Below are 12,691 nucleotides of genomic sequence, written 5' to 3' on the forward strand. Positions count from 1 at the left end.
TTATGCTGAACAATTTGTCCAAAAATTCGGATTAAATTTGCAATCTACCATATAAGTTACCTTCCTTTTTCAATGGACAGAGTTGCTATGTACACATGACGGTCTACCACCTTGGTAGACCGCCCTGAATTAACTCGGTGCATTCGTTAATGACCAAGTTAATTCACCGGAATAACTGCCGGCTGTCAGTTGTTGATCATGAATCGTTAACGTGGTTGGTTCAGTTCCTTGATTGAGTAGCAGCAACCAAGTTCCGACGCCGGCGTTCTTATCGGCAACTAAAACGTTATTGACTGAGCCGACTGTCAAGTGACCTTGATTGACAAGCCGTGGTGTCCGACTAACGTTAGTCCCCGCCGACTTAATCGTGACAGAACCTAAATCAATTGTAGCAGTTAAAGCCTGTGAAGTGTTGGTTAATGCACTGGGCGTTACTTGCAAAGTCCACCCCGCCCCGGTACCACGGCGATCGGTAATCTGAATCATCGCCCGGGAATTCGCGGCGGTCGTAGTTACTGGCCCACGACTAGCAGTAATTGGTTTGAAAGTTAAGTTACTTAAAAAGTCTAATGAAAGTTGATCGCGGGACCCAGTCCCACTCGTAAGCCCGTCATCTGCAGTATCACCTGGATAAGGTTGACTCGAATCTTGCGGGTCAACCGGATCAACAGCGCTGTCGTCATCACTGGGGACTAAATTAATATCGACTTGGGACTGTTGCGACGTGCTCGCATGCACCCTTGGAGTCAGTCCCATCATTAAACTACTACTCATGAGGATGGCGAGCAATACACGCATCCATCGCACCTCATTTCAGTTCGTTAAAATGATTCGTCTAGCTTGGGGCGTTAGTTAATGACCAAGTTAAAGTTGATTTATAAGCACCACTAACCGTCCCCGCTGGAACTTTCAAGCTAACATTGTCAGCATCATGAGTTAACGTGAATGCCCCAATCCCTTCATTAGTTTGCGCTGTTAACACTTTAGTAGCGACAGTCGTCACTTCTAAATTTTCAGTTGCTGGGAAAGTTGACGTGTTTTCTGAATCAACCGCGGCAACCTTACCATTGGTTAAATTAAGTTGGGCACCTTTCATCTCAGTACCCGTAGTTGTTTCAAAAGCGGTCCGAGCAACGGTTACATTCCACCCAGTGGTGTTCCCAGGGTTGGTTACTTGTAAATTGCCATCAATCGATTCAGCTTCATATGTTTTTGTTGCGTGCGTATTTTCTTGCGTCCCCATATGGATATTAGGCGCTGAGTCTAACGTAATCGCACTGTTTTCAGTATCTTGTTCCAAAGTAATATCGGCGGTTGTTGATTTGTTTTGGTCGTCGTCAGCAGCTTGAGCAGCTATCGGTAAAACGGCCATGAGTGTAACCCCGGCAAGTAATGTCCCTAAATATTTTTTCATCTACGGTTGCTCCCTTGTTGTTGTTTGACGGCTAGGCCACCAAAGTTTGAGTAATAACATCAATAAACTAATAATTAATAATCCGATTCCTAACAAGACCCATTGCTGTAATTCACTGGTCTGTGGTAATAATCCGCCTAACGGACCATGACCACTATTACTCGCTGGGCTAGTAATGGTCACCGCATACGTACTTCGTTGTACATCGGCTCGCGCTACTAGTAGTGACTGACTACTAATGAATGCCATCAAGCTAGCCAGTCCGAGACACCATTTCATGCCAATCACCTCCTTGGTTGGGCTAATTATTAATTGTTAATCCAAAATAAACTTTATGACTGACAAGCAGATTTTTTATTCTCGCTATCAGCAACGAAAATATAGCATGGTAAGTAAAGCCTCGTCAATTGATAAGCCGGCCTAACCATTGACCGAGAACGCCTTTTTAAGAGCATTCTTGGTCAATTCTCATTTTAATAGAAATACAAATAAATTCATACGAACTGTTTTAATCAGTTTAGTGACAAGGCTTCTACCATTAACAAGTTGACTACTTTTATAAAATTAGTGACGCCACTTAACTAAAAAACAAGGAGACATTATATTTTGATTAAATTGTAATGTGAGTGTTCATTAGTAAATGTTATGGATAACCATAATCATAAATAAGCAATATATTTTTGAAATGTAAGCGCTATATACATTGACAGTACGGGATAACATTTAATTCAGGTTCCTTAACCATTCACGCCCCAATCGGTTAAAATTAATCAACTTCAAAATCAGGTGCTATTAACTTGATTAAAAACACATTTTAAAACAAATAAATTCACCCTAGTAATTTAAATAGTAAACAATTTTCAGTAGTTAGTATGTATAAATCTGCGTAATACCAGCATAAAAGTACGTCAACTCGCTATGGTATACTAATAAAAATGACGTATTCACAAAGGAGGCGATCGCTTGCCAGCAAAAAAGACTTTTGACGATGACCAAGTCATTGAACAAATCATGCATTTATTTTGGCAAAATGGTTATTACCATACTTCGATGGACGAAATTGTCGCAACAAGTGGCGTAAAAAAGCAAAGCTTATACAATGCACTTGGTGACAAACACACATTATACTTAAAGGCGCTCCAGCGATGTTACCACCAAGGGTTGACCGCGAGTGTGCAAGCCATGCAACAGCTAGAACAGGCTGGTGAAACCCCACTAACGGTGCTCGGAATGCTATTTAGCCGTGACTTGATCACTGACCAGCATCCCGCTGGTGACATGATGGCCAATGCTATTGCCGAGTTTGGCAATACCGATCAAGCTGTCACACAAATCATTAATCAATTTTATGATGACTACACAACATTAATGGCGGCAGCTATTTTAAAAGGTCAAGCGAGTGATATCATTCGCCAAGATCAATCCAGTACGGCGCTCGCGCAAAGCTTATTAGAAGCACGCATTGGACTGCAAACGCATATCCGTCAAGGGAGCCAGCCTGATATTAAACAACGTGAAGCAACTTGGTTAGCCTTTTTGAAGGTATAACAACTTGTCATAATCATGACAGGTCACATTCTTAAAAAAGTTCAATTTCAAGAATCCTACCCGCTTACAAGCTTGCTGGCGTAGGATTCTTTAGCATAATCAAATTTTTATTGCACTACTTTTCCAAAAAATAAATTGTTGATAACCATTTGAATTCCTTACTTTCTAAAATAATTTTTGAATTATTTTCAGGATTCTTAAGCCGTTATCTCCAAAGGGTTCCAGATTGTAACCCTAGGAGAAAAGTACCGTTAACGTCATTATGTAAGCGTTGACAATTGCAATTAGCGGTGTTTTAATGTAGGCATGGTTGTTATAACAACATAACAAGTTAGGGAGAATCCCAATGGCTAATATTTTGCCACTGTACCAAAGCATGCTTAATGAATTAATTCGACAAATTGAATCTGGAGAATTAGCGGAGAATACGAAGCTACCTTCGGAACAAAAACTAGGTGAGATGTATCACGTTTCTAGGATTACGGTTAGACGCGCACTTTCCGAACTAGAACGTAAACAATATATCTACAAAAAACAAGGTCAAGGCTCATTTGTTTTGCAAAAAGACGATGCCGACATCGGCATTCATTATTTGAACGTGCGGCAGGCCATCATCAATATGGGCGCCACACCAAAAGTGAAGCTTGAGCATTTTAGCTTACTAGTCGATGGTCAAAATTCAACCATTCGATCTGAGCTCGGTTTGAATGCTGATGACTACCTTTACCAAATGCAATATATGTTCTACGCAGATGATCAACCCGTCTTTGACGAAACAGTCTATCTGCCCTTCAATCGTTTCCCTAAGATTTTTCGCAGTGAGATTACCAATAATGACTTAGTTCCCTTTTTAGTGAAAAAATACGGCTTAACCGCTGATTTCTTCACGCACACGCAAGCCGGACTAATCACTAAAGACAATCGCCAGCTGTTCCAGTTAAATGTTGGGGATCCACTCGTCAAAGTTCAAACGAGTGGGATTGAAAAACAAGAAGTTATTTTTTACAGTACGGCAACCGTCGTTGGTGACTTGATTATGTACATTATTAGCTAGTCATCATGATGGATTATATGGAATAGAGGGATAAAACATGGGTGAACCAAATATTGTTTTAACAAGAATTGATAATCGTTTAGTGCATGGTCAAGTAGGGGTCGTTTGGACTTCTTCGGCTGGCGCCAATTTATTATTAGTCGCTAATGATGAAACTGCCAATGACCAATTACAACAAGAATTGATGGCAGCAACTGCTGAAACATCCGGTGTTGGTATTCGTTTCTGGACCATTGATAAAACCGTTAGCACGATCAGCAAAGCTAGTGCCCGGCAAAAGATTTTCTTAATTATCCGGACCCCTCAAGATGCCCGTCGCTTAGTTGAAGGCGGCGTGCCAATTAAAGACTTAAACATCGGTAACATGCACTTCTCACAAGGTAAGACGCAAGTCACTAAATACACTTACATGGATGACCAAGACAAAGCAGACTTAAAGTTCTGTGCTGATCATGGTGTCAACGTCTATGTTCAAGAAGTACCTGAAGACAAAAAACAACCTTTGGAAGAAGTGATTTAGATGTCTGTCACACTTATGCAAGGTCTTTTAATTGCCTTGTTTGCCATCATCGCCGGTATTGATTTCTGGTTGGAAGGTTTTTATATTTTCCGTCCAATGATCGTTTGTACCGTTACGGGTGCCATCCTCGGTAATCTGACCTTAGGGATTATTGCTGGTGGGCTAACTGAATTAGCCTTTGCTGGTTTGACACCAGTTGGCGGGACCCAGCCGCCTAACCCAATTATGGCCGGTGTTATGACTGTTGTTTTAGCTTATACAACTGGCAAAACGCCTGCCACTGCGATTGGCCTCGCATTACCATTTAGTGTTTTAATGCAATATATTATTTTATTCTATTACTCTGCTTTTTCAGTTTTAACTAAAAAACTTGATACCTATGCCGCTAACGGTGAAACCAAGAAATTCACTCGGTTAGCCCTGTTACCAACTTGGATTGTCGCCTTATCCTATGGGTTAATCGCCTTCTTATGCGTCTACGGCGCTCAAGAACCCATGCGAGCCTTAGTTAACTCGATGCCAACTTGGTTGAGTCACGGCTTTGAAATTGCTGGGAGTATCTTACCAGCCGTTGGGTTTGGCTTATTACTTAAGAGTATGTTAAAAGCCGAATATGTCCCTTACTTATTATTAGGTTTCACCGCTGCTTGCTTCATCAAGTTCGGTAACTTAATGCCAGTAGCCGTTATTGGGGTGGCCTTAGCATTCATCGAATACTATCACAACAAGCGTTCCATGGATAACGAAAAGAAAATCAAGACGATGATCGATAACGCTGGTGGAAATGGAGATGATAGCGATGGCATCTAATGCACCCGAAAATAAAGGACGCGGTAAATTAACTAAACGCGATATTTCCCGTTTAGGCCTCCGTTCAATCTTTAACCAATCTGCAATGAACTACGAACGTATGCAAGCCGATGGTTGGACCTTAGCCATGATTCCAGCGCTCAAAAAGATTTATAAAGATGATAAAGAAGGCCTAGCCAACGCAATGGGCGCCAACCTTCAATTCATCAATACTAACAACTACGCTGCGCCATTACTGCTTGGATTGGAAGCCTCCCTTGAAGAACATGGTGAGAAACGTTCAACTATCGATGGCTTGCGGATTGCCTTATTCGGGCCATTAGCCGGAATTGGTGACGCGATTACTTGGTTCACCATTTTACCAATCGTGGCCGGAATTACTGCCTCATTTGCCAAACAAGGTAGCATCTTAGGGCCATTGGTCTTCTTCCTCGTTTATGTGGCACTGTTCTTTGCCCGGATTCCAATTGCCCAATTGGGTTATAACGCTGGGACTAAAGCAATTTCTAAGATTCGTGAAAACTCAGCAATCGTCTCGCATGCCGCTAGTATTTTAGGTTGTACAGTTATTGGTGGCTTAATTGCCACTTACGTTCAAATTACAGTTAAGACAAAGATTCCAGTTTCTGCTGGCCATACGATTTCTATTCAAACTCAGTTTTTTGACCGGATTTTCCCTAATATTTTGCCATTAGGCTATACGTTCTTGCTTTACTGGTTACTCAAAAAGAAGAACGTCAGCCCAGTTGTTTTAATTTTAGCGACCTTCGTCTTAGCAATTGCCCTTTCATGGTTAGGAGTGCTTTAATATGAAAATTATCGTTACTGGCCATGGAAACTTTGCCACTGGTATTCAATCCACGGTGAAACTATTAGCCGGCGAATTACAAAACGTGGAATTCATCGACTTCACTGGTGATATGAATGACGTTTCCTTGAACGGCAAATTAACCACTGCCCTAGCAGATACTGACAAAGCCGTTTTCTTCTGTGACTTACTTGGCGGGACCCCTTTCAAAGAAGCCGTTAAGATTAGTACGACTGCTGATCAAGATATTGCCGTCATTACTGGTTGCAACGTTGGTTCTTTACTGGAGGTCGGCTTCCAATTAGCTGATTATGCTGGTACTGCGACCGAACTAGCCACGACATTAGTCACAACTAGTAAGGCCCAAACTAAAGTCTTTGAACACCATGCCGTCATCCAAGATGCTGACGAAGACGGTATCTAATCTAAAATTGTGCGATTAAATTGAAACGCACATCAAAATATCCTGATAGGCTGTCGGTCTTCATACCGCTACCTATCAGGATATTTTAGTTACTTATTGATACGCCGAAACTAGCCAATGTTGGCCAGTCGAACTCAATTGACTGCCGAAATACTGGCGCATCGCTTGCACGCCTGCATAACTATTAAAATCAAATTGACTCGTTAAAGTATCACTAGCAATCAGCTCCCGCGCAAATTGTAAATCTTCCGGTTGGATTTGCTGGCGAAAAGGATGCTCCTCTTCCGCAATAATCGGTAACCACTGCCCTTTCACGACGGCAGCGGCCCGTTGATAACGCCAATCGTGGGTCAACAACGATTGCATGTCAGCGGGTTTGAGTGGTTTAGTCATCCCCACCACTTCCTTTCAACGATACTACTTGACCAATTGGCGGTTGCACCGACAACTGGTCAGTCGACTTCGCCAGTAGCCAAATCACATTCGTAAAACCGTAATTCTCAACTTGGCGCTCCCCGCGACCATCCGTCAAAATCAAAGCCAACGTAGTGCGATTAGTTAAATGTCGCCGCGCTAAGTCATCAAAGATACTTTGAAAGACAGTGCCACCGCCACCGTGACGTTCAAAGCGGATTTGTTGCGGTAGCCTTGCTTGGTAAGTATGGCCAGGTTGCACAATAGCATCAAAGGCGTTGACCGTAATCGTAGCGGTCAACGCCTGAGTCAAGGTGGCCACTTGCCCTAATAAATATTGTAAGGTCGCATCACTAATTGAACCGGAATTATCGACATAGACTTGCACATCTAACCGCGTATCACTAATTTGACCTGGTAATTCCATCCGCGCGGGTTGGCGACGATTAAAGCGGGCGCGCGAAGCTTTCCGGCCGGTCGGCATCTGGCCGAGTCCTTTGACAATCAGTCGACGCCAGTTCAGTGCGGCCGTGGTCGGTTTAATCTCCAAACTAGCCGCCACTTTTCCGGCCACTAATCCCCGACCAGCTTCTGGCGTATGCGTCCAAGCATCATGGGTCAGCTGTTGTAAGCGGGCTGCGGCTAAATTTGGATTAGTGAGTTGTCCCGTTGCGGCTTGCCAGCCATCGACGCCATCAATTTGCGCTGTTAGTGTCTTTGACCCCCGACTAGTCGTTTTGGATTGATTACGATTATTTTTAGGTTGCGGCTGCCCCTTATTTTCCGGCGGAGTAGCTGACTTAGTCTTCAGTAACTCGAGATAAGTCTGTGAATCAGCCTTAATCGGCAATTTAGTTGTCACCATTGGCTGGACGGTGGTCAAACTAGTCGCCATGGGTGGTAATCCCGTGACATACTGATTAACCGCCAAGTCGGTGGCTAACGTGGTTAGCTTTGACTGGGTTGGCACTTGCTGTCGATAGCGTAGCGGATGTTGCCAAATCACATGTAACGCCACGTGCTTTAGCCCCGCTTGTAGCTGATCAAACCGTTCAAAAGTCTGTGCTAAGGGGGCCGCTGCCCACCGCAATTCCAACCGGTTTTGTACCCAAATTAAAGCAAATGGCGTCATTTGCGCCGGCGCAGATTGACGTGGCAAGCGCGTTAAAATCTCACCATAAAACGGAGCAGCCGCTAATAACTCAATAATTGCCCGTTGGACCATTGTCGCACTGGCCGACTCGATATCTGGGGTCGGTACCATCAACATATTTTGCCGCCATCGGGCATATTCCATCGCGTTATTGAGCATGACGGTGCTTCCTTTCTATTGATTTGACCAACTAGCCACTTGTTGTAAATATTGATATAACGCCGTTACATATGGACTCGTTTTAGCAATATTGGCCGTATAGAGCTGTTTCAACAACTCACGGTTCTGACCAATTTGTTGAACTAGGGCGAACTGACCATCTTGGCTCAACGTTTGTAACAGCTGTAAAAAGCGACCAGCATTGCGGTCATCCGTCAATGGATAAGTGGTCGTTAACGCTAAACAACTTGCTAACACGGTGCTTTTTTGTGGTTCACTCATTGTTTGAAATTGTTTTAAAGTTGGAGCTGGAACAACTGCGCCGACCGGCTGACTATCATATAGCATGGCCGGTGTTAAACGTATCGCCTGTTGTTCCAAGAATTGTTCAAATGCTAATCCGAGAGTCACGCCAACGTCACCTTGGAAAACATCCAAAGCAATCGTTTCGCGGGTAGCGGCCGGTAATTTCTCTAGTTCCATTAAATTCGTTGATACGCGCGTCCAAGCACGTGGTGTGGCTCGTAAGTCAGCCTGTTCATCGGTTTGATATAACCGTGTAACATCCTCGCCAATAAATTGTTGGACTAACGGATGAATGTTGGGCTGACCATTTTCGTCAGTTGTTTGGGCCCAGCTCAGCCAATCGTTAGGATCCATTTCCATCACTAATCGCACGGTTCGGTCCTTAATGGCCGCATCGCCGGCCACTACGCCATAATCGCTAGCTTCAAAGCCAGCCATACTAGCATCTGGATTTTCAGCAATAACCAATTTAACTTGATTGGGTAGTTTTAAGGTATTAATTGTTCTTTGTAAAACTAAATTCATCAATTCGCTTTGAACTGCTTGGGTTCCCCGATTAAATTCATCCAAAAACCAAATAATCGGTTGTTGCGGGTGGGCTTCGGCAAATTGAATAATTTCAATTAAAGTGTGGGCATAACCATATTGGACATCAGCTAACTGACCATAAGCGGCTGTTTGAATAAATGAATCACTTGTCAGCGGTGGCACTGGAATTGCTAAGTCTCCCTTTTCTGACAAACTCACAACCGTCGTGAATAGTTTCGCATTCATCTGTTCGGCTACTTCCGCCACGAGGGCCGATTTGCCAATCCCAGCTTCCCCCACAATATTCGGCACATTGCCAGCTTGGAGCACGACTGGAATAGCCGTTAATAATGCTTGATACGATAATGCCATCCTTAATTGACCTCAACTTTCAAATGTTTCATGTGAAACAATCAAGTAAATGCGAGCTGATATTTCACATGACTTTCACCATTACCATCCGGAATAACTTGTAATTGTGCCGGTAATTGGCTCTCTAATTCGCGAACATGACTAATAATCCCAATCATGCGGGACTGTCCTTCCACTTGTTGCAAAGTTTCCATCGCCATTTCCAAAGCATCTTCATCCAATGAACCGAACCCTTCATCAATGAAGAGGGCATCAATTTTAATTCCGCCGGCTTGTTCTTGAATGACGGTGGCTAATGCTAATGCCAATGATAACGCGGCAACAAAACTTTCACCACCAGAAAGAGTATGCACACTGCGAACCTTACCGGCATTATCATCATAAATATTGATCTCAAGTCCCGACATGTTCCGGGAAGTACCTTGAGAATCATCTAACCGGAACTGATAACGATTCCGGGTTAACTGGGCAAGACGTTGGTTACCGACTTTTAAGACCCGTTGCAAATAAGTTTGTAAAACAAACCGTTCTAAACTAAGTTTTTGGGGTCCTTTACCATTAGCAACATTCGATAATTGAGCCATTTCAGCCAGCTGTGCTTGTTGGTCACGGACGGCTGCTAAGGTCTTTTGCATTTTTTTAACGATAGTTTCATTACTTTGTAGCCGTTGTTGTAAGTCATAATACGCTTTTTCGGCGATTTGTTCAGCGGTCTGAGCCGCCGTGACTTTAGCGGCTAATGCATCCAAATCTGGCGCTGGTTGCGCCTTAATTTGTTGCTTTAAAGTGGATAATTGCCCAGTCAATTGTGATAACTGTTGGTCAAAATTTTGAGTGGCTTGCCGTAACGTCGGTAAAGTTGATAACTGTGCCAACAAACCGGATAACTGGTCAAAATCAGCTTGTCCCCACTGGGCAGTCATCGCATCAGTTAAGGCCGCATTAGTCGTCGTTACTGTCGCTTGGGCATCATCCAAATGCTGTTTGGTGGTAATTAATTGTGCCGCCACTGCCGAGGCATTTTCTTTAATCTGGGCTAGTTGTGCATCAGCTCGTTTAACCGCGGTCTCATAGGCTGTTTGTTGTTCTGATAATGTCGCAATATGAGCTTTCAAGGCTGACAGCGTTTCATATTCATTTGAACGTTGTTTTTCTTGATCGGCTAACCGCGTTTTCAGCTGTAAAACTTGGTTAGTCGCCGTCGTGACAGCCTCCGTATAGGTCGCTTGTTGGGCCGCTAAAGCGGTTAATTTATCTTTTAACGCAACACTATTCGCCTGCGCATTTTCGGCAACTTTAATCGCCGCCTGATTCGTTTCCTGCTCAGCCGCTAGCCGGCGCTGGTTTTCAGCTAATGTCTCAGCCAATTCATTTGCGGTCACTGATACCGCCAAACTAGTCTTCAAATCAGCCAATAAAGCCTGTTCTAATTCGGTCAACTGAGCCTGGGCAGTTACCAACTTGGCTTGTTCGTTATCCAACTTAGTCTTAGCCGCACTCAATTGTTGGCCAGCATGTTCACTTGCCGTTTGTGCCGCTTTAACCTCTTCTTCAGCAACGGTAATCGTATCAACTGGCGCCGGATTAGGATGTTCAATTGACCCACAAACTGGACATGGTTGTTCTGGCAATAATCGTTGACTCAAAATGGCGATTTGTTCACTGGCCCACTGACTATCTAATTCTTCATAAGCAACCCGTTGCTTATTAGCCAACTCCGACTGATCAGTAACAGCCTGTTGTCGCGCTTGAACTGCAATTTTAGCCTGACTAACAACTGCCTGTTGCCTGGTATAAGCTTGATATTGTTGTTGCAAGTTTTGTAATTCATGGCCACGCTGTGCTAAATCAGTCTGAGCGGTCAACAAACTTGGCAACACTGCCCCTCGTTCAGCCTGTTCACTTTGTTGTTGCGTTAAGCTAGTCAATTGCGTCGCTAATTCATCCGCTTGTTGCTTAGCTTGCGTCTCCGCTGCGACTGCGGACTTCAAGGCCATCTGAGTCTGATCAATTTGTTCATACACCGCTTGTTGGGTGGTCAACGTAGTAATTTGTCGCACCCGTGTCTGCGCGGCCGGTTCCTCAGCTTGTAATTGATTGACCGTTGTTTGGACGGCAGCTTGTTGTTGCTGTAGCTCCACTTGCTTATTCAATAACTGCGTTTGACGATCACTTTCAACTGCAACTTGATTCTGGGCGGATTTCAATTGATTGGCAGTCGCCGCCAATGCTTGCGCCCATTCCAACGTTTTAATTTGAGCCTTTTTAGCATCAATCGTCGCTTGTTGTCCTTGCAACTCAGTCAATTGTTGTTGATATTGGGTGAACGCATCGTAATTAGCTTGCAACGTCTGACCAGCTTGTTGGGTCTGACGTGCCTTCTCCAAGGTCGCCTTAGTCCTATCAAAAGTGACCTTTAATTGGGCTAAGTCGCTGGCTTGTGCTGCTTGTTCAATTAGTTGGGCGTCGACGGCCGCTTGGGGTGCCATGGCGGCTAATTCTTCAGCGGTATAAGCCGTCGTCCAAGTCAATTGTTGTTGATAGGTCGTTAACGTTTGGGTAGCAACTGCATTGGCTGTTTCCTGATCCTTTAAACGGTCCCGTAGTTTTTGCGCCCATAGTCCGAATAGTCCCGTACCAAAAATATCACGCAAAACTTTCTCTTTATCATCACTATTTGCCATCAAGAACTTGCGAAATTGGCCTTGCGGTAGCAAGACGATTTGCACGAATTGCTCCTTGGTCAGCTGCAGCAAGTCACGAATTTGAGCTTGGACCGCATTGACCTTAATGTATTCTTCGACTTCTTCGCCAGCTTCATCAAAAACGGTCAACACAACACTCGCCACACGATTAGTCGTTCCCTCGCCACGCTTTTTGTTCACAATCTGGTCGGGTGAACGCACAATCCGATAGGTGCGACCAAGATGTTCAAACGTAAAGGTCACTTCGGTAATATCATCCAATGTGGCAAAGTCAGACCGCATTTGTTTAACTTGGCGATCACTACCGGAAGTGCCGCCAAATAACGCAAAACACATCGCATCAAAAATTGTTGTTTTACCAGCACCCGTTTTGCCACTAATTAAGAAGACTGGAAAATCATTAAACTGGGTAAAATCAATTGTTTGTTGTCGGAATGGCCCGAAAAAGTCTAATTTTAAAGTTAATGGTCGCATGT

At 43.9% G+C, this 12,691-nt stretch carries 13 protein-coding genes; 6 read left to right on the forward strand and 7 right to left on the reverse strand.

Going from position 1 to position 12,691, the window contains the following annotated elements; translation table 11 throughout:
- Positions 1 to 129 precede the first annotated feature (129 nt).
- The 3 genes from DY78_RS07650 to DY78_RS07660 are packed head-to-tail and all read right to left on the reverse strand — an operon-like array spanning position 130 to position 1,693.
- The gene (locus DY78_RS07650) at positions 130 to 798 is read right to left on the reverse strand and encodes a WxL domain-containing protein (protein ID WP_051385267.1); all 669 of its coding nucleotides are present in this window, start codon (positions 796 to 798) and stop codon (positions 130 to 132) included.
- A 37-nt stretch (positions 799 to 835) separates the two neighbouring features.
- Positions 836 to 1,414, reverse strand: coding sequence for a WxL domain-containing protein (locus DY78_RS07655; protein ID WP_024626481.1), 579 nt, complete (start codon positions 1,412 to 1,414; stop codon positions 836 to 838).
- Positions 1,415 to 1,693 carry an LPXTG cell wall anchor domain-containing protein gene (locus DY78_RS07660; protein ID WP_024626480.1) on the reverse strand — a complete coding sequence of 93 codons (279 nt, stop codon included), beginning with the start codon at positions 1,691 to 1,693 and terminating at the stop codon, positions 1,415 to 1,417.
- Between the two features lie 684 nt (positions 1,694 to 2,377).
- Here DY78_RS07660 and DY78_RS07665 point away from each other — a divergent pair.
- The 6 genes from DY78_RS07665 to DY78_RS07690 all read left to right on the forward strand — a co-directional run bounded on the left by DY78_RS07665 (position 2,378) and on the right by DY78_RS07690 (position 6,578).
- Positions 2,378 to 2,962: a TetR/AcrR family transcriptional regulator gene (locus DY78_RS07665; RefSeq protein ID WP_024626479.1), complete on the forward strand. Its 585-nt coding sequence runs from the start codon at positions 2,378 to 2,380 to the stop codon at positions 2,960 to 2,962.
- 346 nt (positions 2,963 to 3,308) lie between these two features.
- Positions 3,309 to 4,016 (forward strand): GntR family transcriptional regulator, encoded by a 708-nt coding sequence (locus tag DY78_RS07670; RefSeq protein WP_024626478.1) that lies wholly within the window; start codon positions 3,309 to 3,311, stop codon positions 4,014 to 4,016.
- 37 nt (positions 4,017 to 4,053) lie between these two features.
- Positions 4,054 to 4,536: a PTS galactosamine transporter subunit IIB gene (gene agaB, locus DY78_RS07675; protein ID WP_024626477.1), complete on the forward strand. Its 483-nt coding sequence runs from the start codon at positions 4,054 to 4,056 to the stop codon at positions 4,534 to 4,536.
- Complete coding sequence (gene agaC / locus DY78_RS07680; protein WP_024626476.1) at positions 4,537 to 5,346, forward strand: PTS galactosamine transporter subunit IIC; 810 nt, start codon at positions 4,537 to 4,539, stop codon at positions 5,344 to 5,346.
- Complete coding sequence (gene agaD, locus DY78_RS07685; RefSeq protein ID WP_024626475.1) at positions 5,336 to 6,154, forward strand: PTS galactosamine transporter subunit IID; 819 nt, start codon at positions 5,336 to 5,338, stop codon at positions 6,152 to 6,154. Before agaC ends, agaD begins: the two co-directional genes overlap by 11 nt.
- A 1-nt stretch (position 6,155) precedes the next feature.
- Positions 6,156 to 6,578 (forward strand): PTS sugar transporter subunit IIA, encoded by a 423-nt coding sequence (locus tag DY78_RS07690; RefSeq protein ID WP_024626474.1) that lies wholly within the window; start codon positions 6,156 to 6,158, stop codon positions 6,576 to 6,578.
- Between the two features lie 93 nt (positions 6,579 to 6,671).
- Here the strand turns inward: DY78_RS07690 and DY78_RS07695 are convergent, their stop codons facing one another.
- From DY78_RS07695 to DY78_RS07710, 4 genes are read right to left on the reverse strand one after another with little or no spacing between them, the layout of a single operon-like run.
- Complete coding sequence (locus tag DY78_RS07695) at positions 6,672 to 6,971, reverse strand: hypothetical protein (protein WP_024626473.1); 300 nt, start codon at positions 6,969 to 6,971, stop codon at positions 6,672 to 6,674.
- Positions 6,964 to 8,304, reverse strand: a complete 1,341-nt coding sequence (locus DY78_RS07700) for a vWA domain-containing protein (RefSeq protein ID WP_024626472.1) — start codon at positions 8,302 to 8,304, stop codon at positions 6,964 to 6,966. The genes DY78_RS07695 and DY78_RS07700 overlap by 8 nt, the downstream gene beginning before the upstream one ends.
- A gap of 15 nt (positions 8,305 to 8,319) precedes the next feature.
- Positions 8,320 to 9,510 carry an ATP-binding protein gene (locus DY78_RS07705; RefSeq protein WP_024626471.1) on the reverse strand — a complete coding sequence of 397 codons (1,191 nt, stop codon included), beginning with the start codon at positions 9,508 to 9,510 and terminating at the stop codon, positions 8,320 to 8,322.
- 41 nt (positions 9,511 to 9,551) lie between these two features.
- Positions 9,552 to 12,689, reverse strand: coding sequence for an AAA family ATPase (locus DY78_RS07710; protein ID WP_024626470.1), 3,138 nt, complete (start codon positions 12,687 to 12,689; stop codon positions 9,552 to 9,554).
- Positions 12,690 to 12,691: the final 2 nt, after the last annotated feature.

Origin of the sequence: Lactiplantibacillus fabifermentans DSM 21115 (genome assembly GCF_000498955.2) — a bacterium.
Classification (GTDB): Bacteria; Bacillota; Bacilli; order Lactobacillales; family Lactobacillaceae; genus Lactiplantibacillus; species Lactiplantibacillus fabifermentans.